The organism is Dawidia cretensis (assembly GCF_018598175.1).
GTDB lineage: Bacteria > Bacteroidota > Bacteroidia > Cytophagales > Cyclobacteriaceae > Ohtaekwangia > Ohtaekwangia cretensis.
This window is the reverse complement of the sequence record NZ_JAHESE010000032.1, coordinates 1-23,871: the sequence shown is the minus strand read 5'-3', so window position 1 is coordinate 23,871 and position 23,871 is coordinate 1. Positions and strand designations below refer to the sequence as shown.

At 52.1% G+C, this 23,871-nt stretch carries 20 protein-coding genes and 1 riboswitch; of the genes, 3 read left to right on the top strand and 17 right to left on the bottom strand.

The features are described 5' to 3' along the window. Positions 1–17 precede the first annotated feature (17 nt). The 16 genes from KK062_RS24050 to KK062_RS23975 form a co-directional block, all read right to left on the bottom strand. On the bottom strand, positions 18–926 hold the full coding sequence (locus KK062_RS24050) for an SAM hydrolase/SAM-dependent halogenase family protein (RefSeq protein ID WP_254086920.1): 909 nt from the start codon (positions 924–926) through the stop codon (positions 18–20). A 188-nt stretch (positions 927–1,114) separates the two neighbouring features. Beyond that, positions 1,115–2,566: a sulfatase gene (locus tag KK062_RS24045; RefSeq protein ID WP_254086919.1), complete on the bottom strand. Its 1,452-nt coding sequence runs from the start codon at positions 2,564–2,566 to the stop codon at positions 1,115–1,117. 11 nt (positions 2,567–2,577) lie between these two features. After that, positions 2,578–2,760, bottom strand: coding sequence for a hypothetical protein (locus KK062_RS24040; protein ID WP_254086918.1), 183 nt, complete (start codon positions 2,758–2,760; stop codon positions 2,578–2,580). Positions 2,761–2,927: 167 nt separating this feature from the next. Then, on the bottom strand, positions 2,928–3,869 hold the full coding sequence (locus tag KK062_RS24035; protein ID WP_254086917.1) for a sterol desaturase family protein: 942 nt from the start codon (positions 3,867–3,869) through the stop codon (positions 2,928–2,930). Between the two features lie 25 nt (positions 3,870–3,894). Beyond that, positions 3,895–4,227: a hypothetical protein gene (locus tag KK062_RS24030; protein ID WP_254086916.1), complete on the bottom strand. Its 333-nt coding sequence runs from the start codon at positions 4,225–4,227 to the stop codon at positions 3,895–3,897. Between the two features lie 16 nt (positions 4,228–4,243). Further along, positions 4,244–6,571, bottom strand: a complete 2,328-nt coding sequence (locus KK062_RS24025; protein ID WP_254086915.1) for an arylsulfatase — start codon at positions 6,569–6,571, stop codon at positions 4,244–4,246. 28 nt (positions 6,572–6,599) lie between these two features. After that, positions 6,600–8,222: a RagB/SusD family nutrient uptake outer membrane protein gene (locus KK062_RS24020; protein ID WP_254086914.1), complete on the bottom strand. Its 1,623-nt coding sequence runs from the start codon at positions 8,220–8,222 to the stop codon at positions 6,600–6,602. 28 nt (positions 8,223–8,250) lie between these two features. Further along, entirely contained in the window at positions 8,251–11,352 is a 3,102-nt protein-coding gene (locus tag KK062_RS24015) for a SusC/RagA family TonB-linked outer membrane protein (protein ID WP_254086913.1), read from the bottom strand. 77 nt (positions 11,353–11,429) lie between these two features. Further along, on the bottom strand, positions 11,430–12,356 hold the full coding sequence (locus KK062_RS24010) for a hypothetical protein (protein WP_254086912.1): 927 nt from the start codon (positions 12,354–12,356) through the stop codon (positions 11,430–11,432). Positions 12,357–12,865: 509 nt separating this feature from the next. Then, positions 12,866–13,795 carry an ATP-grasp domain-containing protein gene (locus tag KK062_RS24005; RefSeq protein ID WP_254086911.1) on the bottom strand — a complete coding sequence of 310 codons (930 nt, stop codon included), beginning with the start codon at positions 13,793–13,795 and terminating at the stop codon, positions 12,866–12,868. A gap of 60 nt (positions 13,796–13,855) precedes the next feature. Beyond that, on the bottom strand, positions 13,856–14,701 hold the full coding sequence (locus tag KK062_RS24000) for a phytanoyl-CoA dioxygenase family protein (protein ID WP_254086910.1): 846 nt from the start codon (positions 14,699–14,701) through the stop codon (positions 13,856–13,858). A gap of 248 nt (positions 14,702–14,949) precedes the next feature. Next, positions 14,950–15,052, bottom strand: a riboswitch (SAM riboswitch). 179 nt (positions 15,053–15,231) lie between these two features. Then, a complete protein-coding gene (locus KK062_RS23995) occupies positions 15,232–15,972 on the bottom strand; it encodes a hypothetical protein (RefSeq protein ID WP_254086909.1) in 741 nt (246 codons plus the stop codon). Between the two features lie 27 nt (positions 15,973–15,999). Then, a complete protein-coding gene (locus tag KK062_RS23990; RefSeq protein ID WP_254086908.1) occupies positions 16,000–16,776 on the bottom strand; it encodes a DUF4097 family beta strand repeat-containing protein in 777 nt (258 codons plus the stop codon). 80 nt (positions 16,777–16,856) lie between these two features. Further along, entirely contained in the window at positions 16,857–17,630 is a 774-nt protein-coding gene (locus KK062_RS23985; protein WP_254086907.1) for an anti-sigma factor family protein, read from the bottom strand. Positions 17,631–17,659: 29 nt separating this feature from the next. Next, positions 17,660–18,199 carry an RNA polymerase sigma factor gene (locus KK062_RS23980; RefSeq protein ID WP_254086906.1) on the bottom strand — a complete coding sequence of 180 codons (540 nt, stop codon included), beginning with the start codon at positions 18,197–18,199 and terminating at the stop codon, positions 17,660–17,662. A gap of 212 nt (positions 18,200–18,411) precedes the next feature. Then, positions 18,412–19,332, bottom strand: a complete 921-nt coding sequence (locus KK062_RS23975; RefSeq protein WP_254086905.1) for a hydrogen peroxide-inducible genes activator — start codon at positions 19,330–19,332, stop codon at positions 18,412–18,414. A 129-nt stretch (positions 19,333–19,461) separates the two neighbouring features. On the opposite strand from KK062_RS23975, the gene KK062_RS23970 reads away from it, so the two are divergent. From KK062_RS23970 to KK062_RS23960, 3 genes are all read left to right on the top strand, one after another. Continuing rightward, positions 19,462–20,019 (top strand): peroxiredoxin, encoded by a 558-nt coding sequence (locus KK062_RS23970; protein WP_254086904.1) that lies wholly within the window; start codon positions 19,462–19,464, stop codon positions 20,017–20,019. 22 nt (positions 20,020–20,041) lie between these two features. Continuing rightward, positions 20,042–20,635: a carboxymuconolactone decarboxylase family protein gene (locus KK062_RS23965; protein ID WP_254086903.1), complete on the top strand. Its 594-nt coding sequence runs from the start codon at positions 20,042–20,044 to the stop codon at positions 20,633–20,635. A 144-nt stretch (positions 20,636–20,779) separates the two neighbouring features. Next, positions 20,780–23,041: a GAF domain-containing protein gene (locus tag KK062_RS23960; protein WP_254086902.1), complete on the top strand. Its 2,262-nt coding sequence runs from the start codon at positions 20,780–20,782 to the stop codon at positions 23,039–23,041. 77 nt (positions 23,042–23,118) lie between these two features. Here KK062_RS23960 and KK062_RS23955 read toward each other — a convergent pair whose 3' ends face one another. Continuing rightward, a complete protein-coding gene (locus KK062_RS23955) occupies positions 23,119–23,649 on the bottom strand; it encodes a lipocalin family protein (protein ID WP_254086901.1) in 531 nt (176 codons plus the stop codon). Positions 23,650–23,871 lie beyond the last annotated feature (222 nt).

The following is a 23,871-nucleotide window of genomic DNA, read 5'->3' as shown; positions in this document are numbered from 1 at the left end:
AAATGCCGTGCCCGCCGCTACTGCGCTTTTTTAATGGCAATACTCCAATCGGCACCACTGTAAACTTTGTAATGGTCCGAAAAGCTGCCCTGGTTGATCCCCAGGGAGAAGTTTAAAAGACTGTTGAAATATGCGATCGGCCGGCCCACGGGCACGTCGGAAAAGGTGTTGCCCAGAACGACCGTTTCCGTGACGACGGTTTGCTGTCCGTGACGGATGGTAACGACGAGCTTGCCGCCGGATGCCGCGCCTAATTTTTGAAAGGTGGCCTGGTCGACGTTGGTCCAAACGTTGCCGTACTGAATGTCGAGTACGGGGATGTTGCCGCGCACCTCGCGATCGGCGAACACCGGCTTTTGGTAATCAAGGCGCACGACCTGCTCGGGCAATACCGGTCCGGTTTGCTCGAAGGTTATGACGCCTGCTGCGAGCCGGGCGCCAGTATAAGCATATACATCCCTGCCGTGGAATGTATAGGACTTGCCGGAGTCTTTCAGGCGGTTGTGGGTCTCGTCGATTTGACGGACTTCCTGAATGCCTAACAGCTCGGCCACCAGTGTAAGGGTACCGTTGTCGGGTGTAACAAAGTAGTGTCCGGATTTTGTTTTTAAGACGACGGATTTGCGCTCGGAGCCCACGCCCGGATCGACGATCGATACAAAGACGGTGCCGGTGGGCCAATAGGGCGCGGCCTGGTATAGGCGGTACGCACCTTCCCAGATGTTGTAGGCGGGGATCTCGTGCGTGATGTCGAACATCTTTAGGTTGGGGGAGACGGCGAAGGCCACACCTTTCATTTCGGCGACGGCAGCGTCTTTCAGGCCGAAGTCGGATTGGAAGACCAGGGCTTGTTGTTGGGCGCGTGCACTAAAGGTGAGTGCAAGGAATAGAAAGATATAGCAGCAGAAGTGTTTTATGCGATCCATAGTAATAATGCGAAATCTGTTTGCTAAAGATGCATAAGAAAATACTTATTTGCCAGTGTCAAGACGCTGGTGTCGATCTGGTCTTGCCGTCTACCGCGGGTGTGCGGCGGACAGCAAGAGCGTGAGACCAGTTACAAACAACAACATGACCAAAAGTATCTTTAGTAGGAAATGATAGTGTGCCATCATTAATGTGTGCCTGATGGGGCATTTTTATCCAGCAAACGTGCGAGTTCCTGGCGTGTGTCAGTATAGCGTTCGTCCTTGGCCAGATTGGTGAACTCATTCGGGTCGTCCTGGTGATCGTACAGCTCTGCGCCGGCATGGCCTTCGTTCCACTCCGTATACCGCCAGCGCTCGGTGCGTACGCTGCGGCCCATGATGTCGTTGCGTCGTACCTGGGTATAGGCGGGTTTTGTCCAGACGGCATCGGGCTTCTTCAGCAGGGGTGTGAGGGATTGGCCTTGCAGCCCTGTGGGCGGTGTAAGACCTGTCAGCTCGGCCAGGGTAGGGTAGAGGTCCACCAGCTCTACGGTGCGCGGCGATGTTTGTCCTTTCACGCCGCCGGGCACGGAGATGATCAGCGGCACGCGGTCGGAGTTTTCGAAGAGGCTTTGTTTCATCCATTGGCCGTGCTGACCCAGGTTATAGCCGTGGTCGCTCCACAGCACCACGATGGTGTTGTCCGACAGCTTAAGGCGATCCAGTGCGTCAAGCAGTTTGCCGACCTGGGCATCCATAAACGATACGGCCGCGTAGTACGCACGTTGCGCATTCCGGCGGTTTGCCTCGTCGACGCCCCAATGCGGCGGCTTTGTGAACAAAGCTGCTTCGGGTATATCATCGAGGTCGTTCGGTTCTTCTTTCGCCAGCGGCACTTCGGCCGGATTGTATAAGTCGAAGTATTTCTTCGGCGCTACGTATGGCGTATGCGGACGGAAGAATCCGACCGCCAGGAAAAATGGCTCGCTTTTTTTGGCTTCCAGCACGTTGATTGCCTCCTGCGCAATAAGTCCGTCGGTCTGCTCTTCGTCGGTGCCCGGATCGATGCGCCACGACAGCGCACTACCCAAATGACGATCGGGGGTTACGTTGGTGATCGTCTCTTCGGCCACTTTGTCGCGGCCCTTCGGGTTGATGCGTTTGTTCCACGAGATAGAATCGTCCAGCCCGTTGGTGCCAATTTGGCCCGGTACGCCGTAGTGAAAGATCTTGCCGATGCGGATGCTGGTATACTTGTTGTCCTTAAACAACTGCGGCAGTGTGACCACGTCGGGTATATTCTTGCGGAAGTGTGTTTGTAATTCGTAAATACCCGTTGCATCCGGACGGCGGCCAGTCAACAACGATGAACGACTGGGGCTACACAACGGGAACTGGGTATAGGCGCGATCAAACCGCACACCGCGTTTGGCAAGCCGGTCGATGTTTGGTGATTTGACGTAGGAGTTACCATAGAAGCCCAGGTCGTTGTTGAGATCGTCGACAGCGATGAACAATACATTATACTTCTTTTTGCTTTTGTTCTGCGCGCCGGCGTGGCCGGTCAGGAGGAGCAGACCTGTGGCAAACAGGCAGGTGAAAAGTTGAAGCCGATGGTTTCGGATTGCTCTATGTTGAGCATTAGCGTTCTTTTTCATGCGTGCAATATTTATTCGGCGTAGCTGGAGCGCAGCTTGACGCCCCAGCGGCCATCTTCTTTGGTTAAGACATAGAGTGATTCGTACACACCGAGTTTCGATCCGTCCTTGCGGAAGCGGGTCAATTGGGTAGCGCGTGGCGGCGTGCTCGATGTCGAGCAGCGGGTAGATGTTATACTTAGCCGCTTCTGCATCCGTTATGATCGAACCCTTTTCCGGAAGGCCAACGGTCAAATGGGCCGAGGTCGGTGCTTTCGTCATCGGGTGTGAGATGCCATTTTCCAAGCTGGTAGGTGTTTAGAGAGCAGGTATTTCCTCGCCCGGAAATACCTGCCTTGCTCGCGTGTGGGTGTGCTTCCGTTTAGGTTAACTCCAGAGATGTTTTTGCGGATATGGGTTCGGATATTGTCGCCGTTGCCGCGGCGACAGGCGTCGTGGGATCTTCGTGTACCATGGGACCATTATGCGAAAGCTCGCTCCCTTCTTTCCTGGATTTGAAAATCGGCCACATGAATTGTGCATACCATTCTTCTTCCTGGTAATGCTGGATGCCATATGATTCAGGATACTTACGGGTAATGAGTCCTGTACCGAAAATGACATCCCACACGAAGAACATATTGCCAAAGTTGCCTTTGTAGTGACCGATGCCGTCGTCGTTGCTGTCGGCGTGGTGTGCATGGTGCGTGGCCGGTGTAGAGATAAGCCGCTCTAATACCCAGGCGATGGGGTTCAGCCACTTCTTTTCATAGAAGGGTTTGTCCCAGGGAATGCTCGAGTGGGCCAACGTGGTAATGATGGACTTGATGCTTTTGACAAACAATGCCGGATATCCCAACCCGATATATACCAATGCGGTTGTGAGGTATGTTTGCGAAAAGAATATGGTGTAGATGATATTCTGACGGCTGGCCATGGCCATGCCCATATACGGCGCCGAGTGATGTGTGCGGTGAAAGCGCCACAGGAATGGCACTTCGTGGTGCAGCCGGTGATACCAGTATTGCGTCAGGTCGTCGGCTATGCAGATAATAAAAAATCCCCACCAGAATGGCACCCACTCAAAGGCCGCCTTGAAACCGGGAAGCAGTACTGGTAAGAATTTTAAACCGAAGTATGCCACCAGGGGGCGCACCACAAGCTTGGGTATTGTAAAGCACACAATGTCGAGGATGCGTTCGTTCTTGTTCCATTTCCGTTTGTAGAGGCCGAGCGAAAATTCGACCACACCGAGTAGCAGTACCAGCACGGGAAGACCCCAGGTGCTGAAGTTTTGAAAGATAGCTTCAATGAATTTGATCATAGCGTAGCGTTATACATGTTGTTATTTAACAGTAGCTGCCGGGTGTTGAGTCCGATTTTCCCAGGGCCGCTGACCCGTGAAGTAAAGGGTTAGCAGCATGAGTACGATAGGCAATGCATAGATGAATAAACTTACCAGCACGTTCCGGAAGATCCGGTTGGCGATATGGGGTTCCATTTTCATAACGTGTCGTGTTTAGGTGAAGAATGTGATTTTGTCTTTGGTTCTGCATCAGACGGTTGTGGAGCAACTTGTGTGTAAACCAAAGGCCGCCGAACAGGATCAGGAAAGGAATCATCGTAACGATGATTCCAATCAAGATCTTTTTGCCCAACAGAATGATATCGTCCAGTGTCATGACTGTTGTGTTCAGGTTAGTGGCTGCCGCGCGACAGGGATTGGTCCGTATAAGTCTCCAGTACGATGCTGCCGATCTTGCCGGTAAATGCGAAGGGCCCTTTGTACCGGTCGGATACCTGCGTGATGAGGTCCTCGCCTACGTTGATCTCGTCCTGGCTGCGAACGGGAGCGGGTAGTTTGGTAATGCTGGCTTCCGCGACTTTTACATCGTTGATATACAGCGTCTGCGTGCCGGTGGCTTCGGTGGGTGTTTTGCCGGGATGGAAATCATAGACATATTTGAGCGACACCTTGCCGGCCGGTACGGGCTTGGCCGATATCAGGTGCACGGTGTTGTCGCCGTTGTTGTTGGCAGCCTGAAGCTTACCGTCTTTGATGAACAGGCTCACACCGCCAAAGCGACCACCCTGCGCGAATAGCACGCCTTCGGTGCCTTTGCCGATCTCGGCGTTGGCCGTAATGCTATAAGGTTTATTGGCGTTTAACGCACTGGCCACACCAAATACTTGCGGCGCTTCGGGGTAGAGGGTTATTTGCTGGCGGTCGTTGCCACGGTACAGATGTGTGTAGTCGAGTTGCTTCTCCGTGCCGTCTTTGAGCGGATAGATGTTGAATTTGGCGGCTTCGCTTTCAAACAGCTCCTTCAATTCCTTTAACTTTTCCGGATTTTTGCCGGCGAGGTTGAAAAGCTCGTTGAAGTCTTCGTTCAGGTTGTACAGCTCCCAAACATCGTTGTTGAAGTCGTCTCCTTTTTTATGCAGGGTGCCGGCCTTCCATCCATCTTTGTAGAGTGAGCGTGAGCCCATGATCTCATAGTGTTGTGTCGTGTGCCGTGATGGTGCGTTGGCATTGTTGATGCTGTATGCCAGGCTTGTGCCTTCTACCGGTTCCTGACGGTAGCCGTTGATGATACTGGGTACTTGCGCGCCGATCAGCTCGACGGTGGTCGGCAGAATGTCGATTACGTGGCCATACTGATTGCGAATGCCGCCTTTATCTTTAATTCCTTTTGGATAGAATACGATGAGCGGGTTGCGTGTGCCGCCTTCTGTGTTGGCGTCTTGTTTCCACTGGCGGAACGGTGTGTTGCCGGCCATGGCCCATCCCAGCGGGTAGTTAGGCCGTGAGGCCTCTGTGCCGATCAGGTTAATGTCGGCCAGGTTTTGTTGCAGGCGTTTTGCTTCGGTTTGCGCCGGGTCGTTGGTGTTGATGACGCCGACAAACGTACCTTCTTTGCTGGCACCGTTGTCGCCGACGGAAACGATGATGATGGTGTTGTCCAGTTGGCCGGTCTTCCGGATGAAGTCCACCACGCGGCCGATCTCATAGTCGGTTTGTGTCAGCAATCCCGCGTATACTTCCATGAAGCGCGCGTATAATTTCTGCTCTGCTACCGGCAACGTGCTCCAGTCTTTTATACCCGGGTTGCGGGGTGGCAGTACGGTGCCTTTCGGTACGACGCCCAGTTTGATCTGGCGGGCCAATACGTCTTCGCGGTACTTGTCCCAGCCCGCGTCGAACTTGCCTTTGTAAAGATCCGACCATTGTTTCGCCACCTGGTGCGGCGCGTGGCCGGCGCCCGGCGCATAGTATAAAAAGAATGGCTTGTCGGAGGCGATGGACTTTTGTTCGGCGATATAGCCGATGGCCTTGTCGGCGATACGGGTGTTAAAGTGTTTTCCGTCGAGCGCGGGTTCTACTTTGCGGGTATCGTCCCACGTGGTGGGATGCCATTGGTCGGTAGAGCCTCCCAGGAAACCGTAATAGTGATCGAAGCCTCGTCCCGTAGGCCAGCGGTTGAAAGGGCCTACAGGAGTAGCGTCGGTTTGCGGTGTAAGGTGCCACTTGCCGACGGCGTAGGTGTTGTAACCGTTCTCGCGCAGGATTTCGGCGATGGTAGCCTTTTCAAACGGCATGTAGCCGTCGTAACCCGGTGTACCGATGGCAGTCTGCGGGAAGAGGCCCATGTGCACGGAGTGAGAGTTACGCCCGGTCAGCAGCGCGGCGCGTGTAGGCGAGCAGATAGCTGTGGTGTGGAAGTTTGTGTAGCGGAGACCATTGTTGGCGAGGCTGTCAAGCGTAGGCGTTTTGATCAGGCCACCAAACGTACTGATGGTGCCATAGCCTACGTCGTCGAGTAAGATCCATACGACGTTGGGGGCGTTGGCGGGAGCCTGTACGCGGGCCGGCCACCAGGGCTGTGTTTCGGTGATATTGCGTCCGGCCTTGCCCTGGTAGGTCGGCGTAGGGCTTGACTGTGCAGTGGCCTGACCGATCACGCCTCCGGAGAGGAGCAATGTGACCGCGGCGAGTCTGGCGTGTTGAAAGAATGTAGTATACATGGAAATCGGGGTTTAAGGTTGGGAGTAATTATTCAAATCCTGGGTTTTGGTGTCCTTGTATCAGGTAGTTGATGTCAACTTCTGCTTGCGGTATGGGGAACAGCCGGTGGTATTCGGCGGCATTCGTTTTCTGCGCGGCGTGCAGGTTTCTGACAAATGTTGATTGGCCGGCTGCATCCTTTTGACGGATCAGGTCGAACCACCGTTGATATTCGAATACCAGCTCCAGCCGGCGGTCGAGGTATACGGCCTCGCGGAATTCGTCTTTGTTTAGGGTGCCTTCGACGAGCGGATCAAGGCCTGCGCGTACGCGTACGCGGTTGAGTGATTTATAGGCCTTCGCGGTTGGGCCATTCAGCTCGTTCTCGGCTTCGGCATGGATCAGCAGTACTTCGGCATAGCGTATGATCGCTACGTTGGCAGCAGACTGGTTGGTTGGTGCAAGCGAACCTGGGTCCCATGTTTTGTTAAAGAACGGGGTGGAGTCGTTTGCCAGGGCAGGGTTGGCAATGGGGAGCGAATAAATGGCGCCGGTTTGAGGACTCTTAAATTTGCGTACAAAGGTTATGTCGCGGCGTTTGTCGCCCGGTGTGTAAATTTTATAGACGCTAAAGAAGTTGTCGTTGTCCTTTTTGTAGAATCGCACCATGTCGGCATACGAGCCGGACAGGCCTGGTATGTTGGTGAGGATCGAGCGTGGGTTTTGGTTGTTGCCCTGGTCCTGGGAGTTTGATTTGAACTGTGCCGAGAAGATGTGCTCGACTCCGTTTTTAAAAGCGGGCAAGAACACCTGTGCGTAGTTTGTAAAGAGGTTGTACGTCGCCGTAGGCTCGCCTTTATACGTGCCGGTGCCGCCGTCGGCTGCAGACAATACATATTCTGCTGTTTGCACAGCGTCGGCATAGTGGCCCGCAATGTTCAGTGGCAAGGATGCCTTCGTAAGGTATACTTTCGCGAGGAGTGCCAGCGCCGCACCGCGCGTTGCCCGGCCCACGTTCGGTGTAGCATAGGAAATCGGTAGTATGTCGGCAGCTTCCAGGAGGTCTTTTTCGATCTGAGCATATACTTCCGTAGAGGGTGTGCGGGCGATCGCAAAGTCGGCTGCCGTTACGGCGTCCTTTTTATAGACCGTGACGAGCGGCACATCACCATACAGCCTTACCAGGTTGAAGTAGTATACTGCGCGCAGGAACTTCGCTTCTGCCAGTAATCGGGATCTCAGGGCTTCATCAAAGTCGACGTCGACGATAAGCGGTACCTTGTCCAGGACAATGTTGGCTTTGCGTATGGCGGCATAGTGCTGTTGCCAGATTTCGAAAATACGCAGGTTGCTGGCGGAGTGACCCAGTACCGAAAGCGACCGTACGTCGGCATTAGTAGCGCCGGGTCCTGGATCTTCGTCGTCACCGGCGAAGTTCATGCCGGTGTTGAACAATGTATTGTAGGGAGTTTGCAGGGTGTTACCCCCTGCGTTCAGCAGTTGGTAAATAGCCGTGACCGCGCTGATAGCCTGTTTTTGTGTCTTGTAGAAGTCGTCTTCGATGACATTCGATTTGGGATCTTCCTCCAGGAAGTCGTTGCACGACGACAGGACCACAAACAGTGTAAGCGCGTATAGAAAGGTGAGTATTTTTAGGATAAAAGATTTCATATCACAAAGTATGTTATCGTGCCGGATGTTAGAAGGTAAAGGATACGCCACCGAGGGCTGTTTTACTATTGGGGTACACGCCGAAGTCAATGCCTTTGTTGATCAGGGCCTGGCCTGACATACTTACTTCCGGATCGAAGCCCGAGTAGTTCGTCCAGGTCTTGTAGTTCTGGAGCGAGAAGTAGATGCGTACGTTCCGCGCCTTGATGCGGTCCGTCCACGTCGAAGGCAGCGTATAGCCCAGGCTGACGTTCTTTAACCGCAGGTATGTAGCGCTTTCAATAAAGCGATCGGAAATGGTAATGGCGGGATCCTGAAAGGCAGCCTTTACGTCGGTGCTGGTGTTAGTTTCTGTATAGCGGTTCAATACGACAGTGGAAGCGTTGATATAGCCTGTGCCTAATTCAAGCTGGCCCTGGTTCTGATTATAAATCTTGCCGCCGACCTGTCCCTGGAGTAAAACCGTCAGATCAAACGTGCCAAAGGGTGTCTGGTAGTTGAATGTATTGGTCAGCGCGGCTGTAAAATCGATTTGATTGTCGACTACGACGCGGTCGTCTGCCTGTGTGATCTTGCCGTCTTTGGCACCTTGATCCTTATATTTTTGCCCGCCCACACTTTTTTGCTGTTGTGGTGTGAGCGCATTTAGGCCGTCTTCGCCCGGTTGTATCAGTCCGTCGGTCTCATAGACAATAAAAGATCCGATAGCGTATCCTTTTTTGACGATGGAGGGTTGGCTGATGATGGGGATAAACTGGTCGAGGCCCGGGCCGAGGGACAATACTTCGTTGTGGTTGGTGGCGTAGACCAGCGTTGTATTCCATTGAAAGTCCCGTTGTGCCACCGTCTGAACGTTTAGTGCCAGCTCAAAACCTTTGTTCTCAACTTCGCCTATATTTTGATAGACCGTCGAGCCCTGACCGCCCGACTGAATTGCTAAACCCGAGGTACCGGATACTGGCGCGCTGAGCAGCAGGTCGGACGTGCGCTTGAGGTATACATCGGCTGCCAGGGTAATACGGTTTTTGAGGAGACCAATATCTGTGCCGATGTCGACTTGTATCGTTTTCTCCCAGCCCAGGTCGGGATTGTTGGCGGAGATGGGTGCATAACCGATCAGGGTAGTGTTGGATAAATTATACCGGAAGGGACCGAGCTTGGCCAGTGCAGAGTAGGGAGGAATGGACTGGTTACCGGTAATGCCGGCGCTGGCCCGTAGCTTGAGGGTAGTAATACGATCGATGTTGAAGAAGTTTTCTTCCGATATATTCCATCCTAATGCGACTGAGGGAAATATGCCCCATTTGTTGTTTGCGCCGAACCGTGAAGAGCCGTCTGAACGCACGGTTATTGTAGCCAGATATTTATCGCGATAGCCATAGTTAACGCGGCCCAGGAAGGAGGCCAGTTGCCATTCTGTTGTCGCCGACCGTGGCTTATTGAATATCGCGGCGTCGCCGAGACTGTTGGTCGTGAGATCATCAAACTCGAATCCCGATGATTCGGACACGGTAAGCTCTGACTTTGAGGCTTGCGCGGTGGCGCCGATGATGGCGCTCAGGCTATGGATGTTGTTAAAGGTCTTGGTGTAGGAGAGTGTATTTTCATTCAGCCAGTTCGTGGTAAAGATCGAGCCGACCGTCGCGATGCCTCGGGCTGGGTCTCCTTCGGAGGTAGTGCTGGGCTGATAACGATCTTGTTTGTTGTCTACAATGTCGGCGCCGAATAACACTTTCGCCGTAAGGCCGTCTGCCAGTTTATACTCGGCTGCGATGTTGGCGAGCACGCGGTTCGTCTTTGTGACGTTCAACTGGTTTTCGAGCGAGTTGATGGGGTTTGCCAGGCCGGACTCAAAAACGCTTTTAAGGATATACTTGCCTTTATTGTTGAAGATGGGCAGCGATGGCGGCGTTTGCAACAACGCCGGCACCACGGCGTCGGGTGCTACATCGGCTTTTACAGTGCTGCCCGTGATATAGCTAATGAGCTTCAGCCGATCGTTGTACTCGTGATCGACGTTTATCCGTGCCGAGATACGTTGGAAGCCTGTATTGATCAATACCCCGTCTTGCTTAAAGTAGTTGCCGGAGATGGCGACGCTGGTTTTCTCGTTGCCGGTCAGGACCGACAGGCTGTGATTTTGTACGGGCGCATCGCGGAAAGCCGCGGCTTGCCAGTCGGTTCCTTCTCCCAACGTGTCGAGCGCATAACCGTTGGCCGCGGCGTCTTTCACCGCGTTCGCATTGTTGGTCTTCAAGGTGCCGAGCTTGTTATTGTTGACGGCTGCTTCGCGCCGAAGCTCCCACCATTGGGTACCGTTTAGCAGGGGTAGTGTCCGAATGACTTTCTGCACGCCATAGTAATTGCTGTAGGTTATCAGCAACTCATTTTTATTAGCCCGCTTGGTCGTAATGATCACCACACCGTTGGCACCGCGCGAACCATAAATGGCGGTGGCAGAAGCATCTTTCAATACGTCGATCGTTTCAATGTCAGCGGTATTGATGGAAGAGAGCGGGTTGATCTTCGAGCCGTTCGTTACTCCGGCATCGTTCAGGTCATAATCGTTATTGATGGGGAATCCGTCGATGACATAGAGTGGCTCACTACCGGCGGTGATCGAGTTATTGCCACGGATTTGTACGCTTACACCACCCCCCGGCTGGCCGGATGTTTGCGTCACGACTGCACCGGCCACTGAACCTTGCAAGAGGCGTTCGACTGACACTACAGGTTGAGCTTTCAATTCTGTGGGGACAGAAGCCACGGAGCCTGTGATATCTTTACGTTTCTGCTCGCCGTATCCCACGACGACGACTTCGTCCAATATGCCATCGATCTGCAGCGTGATGTCGAGCGGCTCTTCAGGAGCCTCGTAGACCTCGATGTCCTGCGCTTTATAGCCGACCATGTTTACTACCAGCGTGACCGGATAGTCTTTGGGTAACGCCAGGGTAAATTTTCCGTCTACATCCGACACGGCGTGATTGGATGTACCTTTTTGCAAGATGGTGGCCCCGGGCAGTGTGCCGCCGGCGTCATCGTGCACAGCGCCGGTCAGGCGGTCCTGCGCGAAAGCATGGGCAATAAGAAGCACCGTGACGATGACCGTCAGTAAAACTTTTTTCATAAGTAGGCAAAAGGATAGTGTGTCAGCTCATGTGCATGAGCCTATGGTTTTTTTGGGAAGGGCGTATGGTAAAAGGGTTATCTGGCCGCGGCGCGTTGTTCGAATTTTTCCTTTTCGGTGTCGAAGCGTTTGGGTTCTGGCTTGAGGTAGCCATAGGTATGCAAATCTTCCTGGCCGTGTTCGATCACCCACAGCAGGAATTTTAGCGCCTCGGTATTGGTGTTCACCTTGCTGAGCGACAAGTGCAGGTATTCTACCGGCACATTGCGTGTGTCGCCTTCTTCCAGGCGTGTGAGTACGGCATCCAGATTGCCGAAGATCTTTTCGCTGTCTTGAACCTTGCCATTGTCGTCGAGGTCCACCGGCAGTACGGCAAGGCCGGTTACAGGCTGGCGGGTCTGCCGGTCGTATAACAATCCGGGTACGCTATAGGATAATCCTGTGCTGTCTTTGAGCAGGGCTTTGAGCAAGTGTTCGTCGGCACCGGCGATGGCCTTACCGGTGATGTTCGACTGCTCAAAGCCAAAGTATCGTGCGAAGGTTACCGGTGCACCGGCCTTTTGCAGGCGGGTATAGACTGTATAGGGTGCTTTGATCTCCTGCTGCTTGTCTTTGTCGGCCAGGATATCGTTAAAATATAATTGTTTGATGAGGGGTTTTGTAAAGCCCTTGTCTTTATATGCCTGGGCGAATGCCGACGTGGCGTTGGCGACGGGCAGCAAGGCATAGCGACCGATGTATAGATAGTCGCGGCTTTCTTTCACGGCTTTTTCAGGTTCGTATGCTTCGATCAGCAGGTCGTATTTGCTGGGGTCTGTCGTGGTACGGGTCTCGATCACGACGTTGGCGCCGGGATGATCGGCGGTATAGCCCTTGATCCAATGCTCGACCAGGGGGTATGTGAAGCGTACGCCGGTGATGATGACTTTATTTTTAGGTGCCTCTTGTGCGGAAGCAGAAGCCGCCACGAGAAGCGCTATCGATAGGATAATGGAAGATTTCATGTTGCAAAGTTTAGTGGTGTTGGGATTGGAGTTGGTGGCTACGGTGTGCACCATGTCTTAAGGAAATTCCACCAAAAAATCATTAAGACCGGTGCACCCGGAAGCCATGTATAGTCAGAAACTTATCAAAGGATAAGACGCAGCCCTCGCAGAACGCGGGGTTAACACACGCAACAACAACAACAGACAGGAAGCCGCCTGGACGCGACTCGTAGAGGGTCTGTGGAAATCGTAAAAAAGGAAGTGTTCAGTGTTTTCATCACACGCTGATTTTATAGGTCCAATGTTTTATGTTGGCAGGCTTGAGCACCTGGTCCTGGTGGAGACAAGGGGGCCAGCTATAAAATCAATCTGGTGGGAATTGATTTACTTTATATCTACTAATTCGATAGACAAATGTATGTACATCTATCCGTAACAAGCAAGTCTTTTCGAAAAAAAATAAAAAGAAAAAACCTGGCCCATGACGGGACAGGTTTTGCCGGAAAAGCTACACCGGCTACAGGAGGTTAAAGAGCCAGTTCGATTTCTTTTACTTTCGACAGTCGTCCTTCCAGATAATCGGCGATTTGCTCGAACGGTTTCGTGTGCAGCTCCGTCGGCGGAGTGCTGAAACTGGTCGTGTGTGGACGGATACTGAAGAAGAGTATATCGTTCGTACGCCGATCCGTGAGGTATTCTACTGCACCAACGTCAATCAGTGCCGTGCGGGCCAACGTTTCAGCGGCAGCGATCAATTCGGGGGCTGGCGTGAACGCTTCTACCTTTGCTTGCAGGGGCCACCCCGACTGGTCATTGCCTGTGATGTATAGTTTGACAGCGTATAAAAACCGTCCATTTAACGTTTCGATGCGGACAATGTGATTTGCTTTTAACGGAATGCACTCTTGTATCAGCCATGTATGTTTGCCCGTACCCAGCAGTTTGTCTTGCAGGTAGGCATGAATCAGTGCTTCCTCATTTTTAAAGCGCAGTACCGGTGTGTGCGGCCGGTTGCCCTTTACTAAAATGGGGAACGACAAGTGGCTGGAAACCTTCAGGAGCTGCCCGATGCTGCTGACAACATGGGTGCGGGGAAAGGGCAGGCCCGCGGCGGCGATTGCACCCAGCTGGCGCGTGCGCGATGAAAAGATCTCTGCGGCGCGTGATCCATTTACAATACGACTGCTGTTAAGGGAAGCGTAAGGCTTCTCAATGTGTTGCAGGTATTCGATCGTTTGCGCGATGCCGGCGTTATCCGATATGTGGTAAGGCGGAGCGCTCATATCATTCACGAGCAGGCTATACGACACTTCTGGTTGTGCCAGCTCATACACGTGGTCGGACGGATCGATCCGGATAAAAGGTAGTCCGCGTCGCCGGAGCTCCTGTAGCAAAGGGTTGTAGTGATCTTCGTGTCCGTACAAAATGCCCAGGGGCTTTTCTGAAAGTTGATACATAAAATACGTTTGGTTGTGTGTATACTGGTTGTAAAACAGGGTGTGGTGGTGTGGTATCGTTTATGCTCTATTAAAGGCCGGTATAAGGTTTTTATGTTTTTTACTGCCGACCAGGGGTAACAGGTGCAAGTACAAAGGCGTGGAGCTTTGGGCGTGCTTCGGTTGGTATTTGCCGACGATCATCGGTATATACATTACCCGGCGGCGGCTGGCGGCGCCGATGTTTGGAGAAGGCGCTACCCGGTGCCAGATGCGGCCGTCGTGGATGACGAGGTCGCCGGCCTTAGCTTCTACCAGTACCTCTTTATTGTCCTCGTTATTGTTGAGGTAATACTTTTTGCGGAAGAAGAGGTCCCACAACCCTTGTTTGTGTGTGCCGGGCAAGATGCGGAGGCCGCCTTGCGCTTGGGTAGAGTCGTCGAGGTAGAAGCCGATATTCAGCATAGGCGCTACCTTCTTGCCATAGAAAATGTCGCGGGCGCTGTCGGTGTGCCAGCCCATGTGGAAGAAGTTGCTGCCTTCGGTGTTGACGTAATGATTAAAAACAACGCCGTCTTTTTCTTCCAGGCCCAAACGCGCGCCGGCAGGCATTAATACTTTGAGTGCATCCAGGTTGGGATGTGAGGCAAACTGGCTTACGGCGTCGCTGTGTTGGTTGGTGAAGGCAAAGCGTTGTACAATGGTATTGCCATGTTCGTCTTTTCCATATTTAATAGGAACGCCGTTTATTTTTTGTACGTTGTCGCGTACCCATTGTTCTTGTACCCGCTCGGTGGAAGTGATGATGTCATCAACCGTTTCGCGTGAAGCGTATTGTTCAAAATGAATAAATCCATTCTCCTGAAAGAAAGTGATTTGTTCGGCTGTTAATGATCCCTGGAAAGTGAATTTTTTATAGGTTGACATAATTTGTTCGATGTTAGATTGTTGATTTTTTGGACAATATTTATCCTTTCACCTGTGTTTACAGGTAGTGGCAAAAGCGTATACATACCGCTATCCCGGCGGGTGTACCGGATAAATTTTCTTACGTATATAAGGAAGTTATCGCACTAGCAACAACAGCGGTCTGCTGCGTGCGTGCTGTGAAGATGTGGCCGCTGGGGCGGCATTCGCCTGCTGGAGGCGTGTTGTAACGTTTTCATGTTGGCGTTCATTTATAGTACCGATATCTATTTCGGGCAGGTTAGCACTTATTCCTTTCGGAAAGTTGCTAGAGGATCGTAGAGCCTGTCTCTTCCCCCTTCTGTATAAATTCTTGCTCAAATTTAGCGACTAATTTGAGATAAACAATAAGTCTATCGAATTAGTAGGTTTTATTTTAATGTTTTACGGAATGTTGTGGTTCAGGGTTTCAAAAAAGGAAAGCCGGTGCTAAAAAAGCGACCGGCCCCATGCAAGAGGAAACGTATGTATAGAAGAATGCTGTGTAATTCTTAATTAGCTTTGCGCAGGTAGACATTGCCATACCGCGACTGAAAGCTGTAGGTCGGGCCGGAGCCCGCGTTGCCGGCCACCAACAAGTGAAATGCTTCGGGGTCGTTGGGGTTGCAGGTTAATTTTGTATCGAGGTTGGAGAAGATCTCGCCATAGTTTGTTTCGGCTTTAATCTGTCCGGTTGTTTTCTCAGTCACCGCAGCGTCCACGCCGCCATACGTCGACGAGACGCTAATCGGTCCTTGAAACGATCGCACTTCGACCATGCCGTATACCGAGGTTACTTGGGTCGGAATTTCCCGGGGTACTTTAATCTCCAGCACAATTTCGATGTCTACCCCCTCGGACATCCGTTCAAATTTACCGGGATGCTCGGCCTGGTATTTTCGCAGGTCGTCTTTGGTGTTGAAGGTTATCGTCTGGCCTCCCTGTACAATGGTATAAAGTCTGGGTAGTTTGTTCAGATCGCGTATCTCGTTGCGGATAGTCAGGATTTTGCCATTGGTTTTTTGTTCGAGTATGAAGGCGTCGTCGTGCTCGCCATGGTTGATGCTGACAGTGCCTTGTATGGCGACTTCATTTTTTTCCCACGTGCTGACCTTGATCAGTCGGGGGTGATCAAATTCCAATGCGATCGTCTGTCCGGCTTGTATTGGGAAGGAACGCTGCAACGTTGTTTGGGCGTAGCTTCCCAGGGGCAGGAGCAACGCTCCTGCCAGGAAGATGATGATATGTTTCATGTTGTTGGTGGTTGAGGATGTCGAGGCTTAACGCTTCCGCAGGTATACGTTGTTGTGGGTAGACGACAAGGTAATGTCTATGCCCCCTCCATTGATCTTGCCGTTTACGTCGTTGCTGCTGTAGGCCACCATGTCGCCGTTGGTACGTTCTACTTCCATCTTAAAGGCAGGGTCGACAAAGATTTCGCCGTAGACGGTTTTCATTTTCAGGGAAGCCTTGATGGCCAACGGCATGTTGACGTCGACATGGCCGTGAACAGAGACAACTGACACCGGGCTTTTCATAGTCTGGCTCATCATACATTCGATGTCGCCGTGCACTGTCTTCACGGTCATCGGGCCGCTGACGTTGTCGAGGATCACGCCGGAATGCACGGTGGATACCTCGATCTCACTTTCGATGGACTTGAAGGTGACCTCTTTCCCATAAGGCGAAGTATGTTCATACGATATGACCACACCCTTGGGTACCTTGATCACGATAGCCGGTCCCTCGGTTTTGCGTAGCTGACGTACTTCGATGATGTTGCCTTTTTCGACCACCGACAGGCCGATGCCTGTATTGTCCTCCAGGCCGGAGGCACTGATTGAACGCAGTCCCCTGGCTCGCTCATCAACATCGCCATCTTCCTTGAAGGCATTGAAGATGATCTCATTGCCGCTGGTCGACTCGAAGAGTACATTGTTCAATTCTTTGATCTCCAGCTTGCCGGTGCTTTTGGCAAGTTTATATTCCCGGTTTTGCGCTAAAAGCACATGTGTGAAAAGGATGCTGAGTAAAAATGTCAGATGTATTTTTTTCATGATGATATGATTCTTAGTAGGTATAATTTGTTGTGCCGTGTGGGGTGCGTGTGTGGAGAGCATGCATGCTGGTATTAAGGTTACGAGAGCCGCAGGATGCCTGCGTGTGCTTCGTCTTTTACTTCGTTCAGGAGTTGTTCGTCGGTGCTGATGCGGTGTAATTCTTTCAGGATTATTTTCTCCTTCATATCGACCAGCATCCGGATCAATTCAATCTGTACAAGCGGGTCGGTCTGTGTGGAGAGGGCTTTGATCAACGCCTGGCGTACGGGTCTTTCGGTACTGAATTTGCTGAGCGCGTCCAGGGCCGCGAGCCGTACGTTGGTGTTTGGGTCGTCGGTCAGTGTGCGGACCAGTACGGTGACGAGCTCGTTGTCGGCACGGTCCATGCGCAGCGCTACCGTGGCGCCCTGCAGGCGTTGGCTGGCCGACAAGTCGTTGCCCAACATGCTCAGGAGCATTTCCTGAGTGGCCTTCATTTCGCGTTGAATGGCTTCCAGCTCTGCCTGCTGCTGTTGGTGCCTGCTGATCCAGAAGCCGACGCCACCCCCTACCAGCAAGAGCGCTACGGCTGCGGCGACGCGGTACAGCGCAGGCGTGAGGGAAATGGTGCGAGGCTGTCGCGCGGCACGGATTTCCTCCTGCAGCAATGTATTAAACGATGTCGTCATGCGGGCCGGTGGTTCTTGTTCGCCGGCATGGTCCATGGTTTGCAGCACCTCGCGCAGTTGTTCGTATTGCAGGCGTACGGTCGCGTCGGTGTGCAGTGTCGCTTCTACTTTGTCGCGATCCTGCGCCGAAAGGTTCTGGTCGATATAGTCGATCAGCAAGCTATCCCAGTCGTTCGTTTCCATAGTCATTCCGTTGCGTCGATTATCGTATGCTAGATCTTTTCTAATGTAAAATAGTGCTCACGCAGCTGTCCGATGGCACGGTGTACCTTCACCTTGATGTTGGCCACCGTCGTGTTCATGATCTGCGCCACCTCTTCGTACTTGCGGTGTTGAAACCGTGTCAGGACCAACAGCTGCCGTTGCTCTTCCGTTAGACGGGACATGGCCCGTTGCAGCAGATGCTCTTTCTCATCCTGCTCCGCGGCGTCGGTGTTATCGGATAGCGTGTCGCTCATATTCTCCACGTCGATGAATTGACTGCGGTGGTGCTTTTGTCCCTGGTAGTGGTCTGCCAGCACGTTGCGCGAGATCTGGAATATCCAGCCCTCGAACCGGGCGCCGTCGCGATAGCTGTTTCGGTACCGGATCACACGCAGGAATACGTTTTGTGTCAGGTCTTCCGACAGCACGCGGTCGCCGGCCATGTAGGCCAGGAAATTGAAAATGCGTTTATTGTACCGCTCAAAGAGTAGCGACGCCTGTTGGAGATCGCCGTCTTTGACGGCCTTCATGAGCATTTCATCCGTCATCCGGTGTGCTTTTGTCAGGTTTCGTGGTAGTTACCGGAAGGGTAACGAAAGGTTACAACGAGATTAACAGATTCCGGAGAATTAAAAAAGGCTGTGATGCCAGTGCCTTGGGAATAGAATAGCTTAGGGATGGCTTGGGATAGCTGAAGTATGCTTAAAGTAACGGCTGAAGGTCGCTAAAAGGTCGCGGGAAGGCTGCCTTTTTTATGCCGTTATTTCCAGCGGACGCGAACGAATTTTTCGTTTTTCTTGAAGTGGGCGGGTATGGCTTTGAGGATCGCTTCCCGCAATTTTTCCAGCAGGCGCTCTTTGACGAAGCCGTTGTGCACGGCCAGGCTGACCTCGCGCACCGGCTCGGGCGAGGTGAAGTGTTTGACGTGTTTGTTGCCACGGCCGACGGCTAGCTCGGGAATCAGCGTATAGCCATAGTTGTTGTCAACCATGTTCTTTAATGTCTCGAACGAGCCACTCTGGTAGTTCAGCTGGTTATGCGCTTTTTTACTTTTAGCGGAGCAGAGGTTTTCCACTTGTCCGCGGAAACAATGTCCTTCTTCCAGCATCAATAGATTGTCGTACGTGAGTGTTTTGAGGTTTATTTTTTCTTGCTTGAAGTAGGTGAGGTTCTCCGACGTATATAACAAGATGGGCTCATAAAAGATCGGCACCTCGCGGATCTCTTTGTCGTCCAGCGGTGTAACCAGTATGGCCACGTCGAGCCGGTTGGTTTTCAGCATGCGAATGATCTCTTCGGTTTGCATCTCCATGACGGTGAACGATGTGCCCGGATGTTTTTGCAGAAACTCGTTGAGGAAACGTGGCAGGAGGTAAGGAGCCAACGTGGGGATTACTCCCAACCGGAATTCGCCTTCGATCGAATCCTTTTCGTTGCTGATAAATTCCTTCAGGTTTTTAATTTCTTGTAAAATGAGGCGTGCACGTGTAATGATGATCTCACCCGACGATGTTGGCTTCAACGGCTGACTTTTGTCAAAGATCTTTACCCCCAACTCGTCTTCGAGCTTTTTGACCATCATACTAAGCGTTGGTTGCGTGACATGACAATGTTCGGCAGCCTTGACGTGATTACGATGAATATCCAACGCCAGAATATATTCTAATTGCTGCAGGTTCATTCGTTTGCGCGTTAGGTTAAAACGTTGTAATAGACAAAACTAATAATTAAATAGGGAATATCGATATTGTTTATAATAGAGTTTGATATATTTTTGCGGCCAGTAAGAAATTAAACTTTTAAACCACATATGACAAAAGGAATCTTATCAGTAGGTCAGCCTTTCCCCGCATTCAAGAAGGCTGCGGTTGTATCGATCGAAAAAGGAAAAGAGTTTTTCGACATCACGTCGGAAGACTTCGTGAATGAAGAAGGACGGTGGACTGTTATGTTCTGGTGGCCGAAAGATTTCACATTCGTGTGCCCGACGGAGATTGCCGAGTTCAACAAGAACTTTGGTGAGTTCCGCGATCGTAATGCAAGCCTGATCGGTGCTTCTACCGATTCTGAATTTGTGCACCTGGCGTGGAGAAAAAACCACGACGATTTGCGTGACCTGAAATTCCCCATGCTGGCCGATACGTCGAAGTCACTGGCGGAGGAACTGGGCATTCTCGATACCAACGAGAAGATCGCTTACCGTGCTACGTTCATCATCGACCCTCAAGGTACCATCCGCTGGGTAAGCGTATACGACCTTAACGTAGGCCGTAACGTAAAAGAAGTTGTTCGTGTGCTGGACGCTCTGCAAACGGACGAGCTGTGTCCTTGCAACTGGGAAAAAGGTGCTGAGACCATCAAAGCATAATTTCCAATAAGGATCATTGGTCATGGAAACTACGCTGACATACTCAGAATCAACCCAGGAGTTCCTGGACTTCTTAAAGCTGGAGAGGGACTACACTACCGATACGCTTGATCTGCTCGAAGGCGCCAAGTCACGGTATCTGGCCGATCTCAAGATCAACTTTAAGAATTCTTTCGAAAGCGAATATCTCTCCAAGAAAGAAGTGGCACTGCTGGGCGTAGCCCTGGCGGTCAATGCCAATAACGCTGTGCTGCGTACATTCTTCGACGGCAACGCCCGTCAGGAAGGTGCCAAGCCGGAGGAGGTTGCCGAAGCTGTAGCGTGTGCCTCGTTGCTGAGCGCGAACAACGTGTTCTACCGCTTCCGTCACTTCATGAACAAGGAGAAGTACAACGAAATACCGGCCCGTATCAAGATGAACATCATGGCACGTCCGGTGGTGGGCAAAGAGTTCTTTGAACTCATCAGCCTGGCCGTAAGCGCAGTGAACGGTTGCGAAATGTGCGTAACATCGCACGAAGCGTCGCTCATCGAGCTCGGCAGCAAGGAAGAACGCATTTTTGAATCCGTTCGCCTGGCGGCTGTCATTACCAGCCTTAGCAAGGTGGTATATTAAAGTGCCATAAAAACAACGTAAAAGCCCGGCCTTACCGCCGGGCTTTTTTTATGGGGTGTAGTAACCGAAATAGTTATAGCAGGCATAGGCTGGTATTGCCGGAAAATTCATATTTTGTAAAAACTCGTACTATACCTAAACATCATGGAACCCTCCAGCAGACAGACGCTTCTGCGTCCGTTTCTTTCTCGTTTTATCTTACCGTTGTTGCTAGCGTTTGCGGGTACGGCATTTGCCGTGTGGTCGTTCCGTGCGTCGCTTTCTGCCACCGCTATCGTGTGCTGGCTGCTTTTTCTCATGGTATTGCTGGCCGCTATGATTGCCGGCGTGGTATATATCCAGCGGGTTGTGCAAGACCTCGCATCCGTACACGCGACAATTCACCGTCTCGCGACGGGCGAGGTAACTCCCTCGGCATCGCTTCAAACGCCGCTCTTCCAACCGCTGATCGCCTCCCTGCAAGCGTTCGATGGCAACCTGGCGCAGCACACGGCCTTCGCCGACGAGTTGAGCGCCGGAAAGATCGAGACCCATGCCGGACAACAGCAGCGTACCGATGCGCTGGGAGTTGCCTTGCAGGCCATACGTGACAACCTGGTCGCTAACCGCCAGGAAGAAGAGCAACGTCACTGGGCCACGGAGGGGCTGAGCCGCTTTGTGGAGGTGTTGCGTGCAGGCAAGGATTTGCAGGCGTTGTGTCAGGATGTTGTCGTGAACCTTGTGCGCACGGTGCATGCCACGCAAGGCGCCATTTTTGTCGCCGATTCCGACGCCACGGGGCAGGAGTCACTCGTGCTGCAGGCTTGCTATGCCTATAATCGCACCAAACATCTGACTCAACAGATAGCACCGGGAGAGGGCATCATCGGGCAGGCGTACCTGGAGGGGGCCACCATTCACCTCACTGACGTGCCGGACAGATTTGTGCGCATCACCTCCGGGCTGGGCGAGGCTAACCCGCGGCACATCCTCATTGTGCCGCTGAAGATGAATGAAACGGTAGTGGGTATTGTGGAGCTGGCGTCGTTCACACCGTTCCGGCCGTATGAAATTGCCTTTACGGAAAAGATCGGCGAGAACGTGGCCCATACGGTGTCGTCGTTTCGCACCGCCGAGACTACACGCCGGCTGTTGGGTGAGTCGCAGCAGCAGGCCGAACACATGCGCTCGCAGGAAGAAGAGTTGCGTCAGAATCAGGAGGAGCTACAGGCTACGCAAGAGGAGATCAGCCGTAAGTACAATTTGTTGTTTCAACAACTCACCGAGCTTAACCATGGCTCAAAGTTCGAGCAGCTGCGCTCGATCAATGCGACCAAAAAACGAAACATTGAATATTACTTTGACATCATCCGGAATCAGATCCTCACTTTTGCGGAAGACAAGATGATGGTCGAGGCGGTCAAAGCTTTTCGTCAGGCGTTTGATCAACTGGGTTCTGCGCTGGGTGAGGAGCAGCGTGCCGCTTGCCGGAAATCCGTACAGGCTTATTATGACCAGGAATTCATTCCGCGTATAAGCGACATTGATCAACAAGCCAATGTACGCGACTTTCTTCCCGAGGACTCCGCCGCGCTGGTACTGCAACAGGTATACATCGCTTCCAACCCGCATCCCACTGGCCAAAAATCTCGTCTGCACAACGCCGGCGATGGGAGCGATTATGGGCGGGTGCATGCCACCTATCATGCTGTTATTCTGAATTACCTGGAGAAATTTGGGTACTACGATATTTTCCTGATCGATCCTGTCACAGGTAACATTGTCTACAGTGTGTTTAAAGAAGTTGACTTTGGCACCAGCTTGCTCACAGGACCGTATAGCAAGACCAACTTTGCCCGCGTGGTGCAGCAGGCGATTGCCAGTTCCAACCGCGAGTTTGTGCGGCTGATCGATTTTGAGGCTTATGCGCCATCGTACAATGCACCCGCCTCGTTTATAGCCTGCCCGTTGTACGACGGCGTTACGAAAGTCGGGATCCTGGTATTCCAGATGCCGATCAACAAGATCAACCAGATTCTCACCGGCGACAATAAATGGCGTGACGATGGCCTGGGGCAGACCGGCGAGACATTCATTGTAGGAGAGGATTTTAAAGCCAGGTCTATCGCCCGGGGCCTGATCGAACATCCGGACGATTACCTCGGCAGCCTGCGCAAGGCTGGTTATGGCGAGGCCGTTGTTCGCCAGGTACAACGCACGGGCACTAATATCCTGTTGGAGCAACTAAAACTCGAGGCCGTGCGGCAGTCGCTGCAAGGGGTTACCGGTGCGCATCGTGGTCTGGATACGCGTGGGGCCGATACGTTGTTTGCCTATGCGCCGTTGCACATTCCGGATGTGCATTGGATTATTGTATCGGCGATGCAAGAGGCCGAGGCATCAGAACGGATTAACAGCCTGCGATAAAAATCAAGGGTAATAAAAAGCCCCGGAGAACAAGTATATTCTCCGGGGCCGCATGTATTGTTGCGACGATGCGCTAATTACTTTCTCGTAAAGGTATAGGTGCCTTTAACGGCCATAGAAGTCACAACTTCAAAGCCACTGTCAGTGTTAGTTGTCGTTTGAGTATGGTCCCACTTGATCTTCAGGGTTGTAGCAGTCTGCTCTATGATTGTCGCTTCTTGTTTACCGCCATCACCTTCGACAGTCAATGTTTGGCCATTTACTGACCATGTGCCGTCGGTCATAAATCCCTGGAAGGGATAGTCTGTATCTATAGTTTGGCCTTGAACGGTCGTTTTCAATGCGATGACGTAGTCGCCCTTGCTGGTAAATTTATTGGGATCTTCTGTGAATGTAACCGTCAGATTCATGTCTTTCCCGGTGCCAGTGAAGTTGGCCTTCGATTCGATACCCATAACAGTAGTGGAGGACGTTCCGGCATAGTCAATAGCAGTAACATTCCAGCTGCCAGCCAGGTCGCCGGTAGGAACGGGATCTTCGTCTTTGTCGTCGCCACAGGATAAAAAGAATACGGCAACGGCCAAGAAGAGGAGTTTTGTGATTTTCATGTATTTGTTTGGTTAGATGAAACGTTGGGTAAATGCTAATCCTTATAAAGCATATTGAGGACGCAAACCTAGCTGTTTGTGGTGTAGTGGCTTTTGGCATATTGATGCAAATCTTACAACGGTAATAATGTTGAGAAGGGGCGAGGTTTTCGTTTAACGGACAAAAATGAAGGTTTGAGGCAGAGGGTATGCCGACTGGGGAGAAGGTGTTCCGGGTTATGG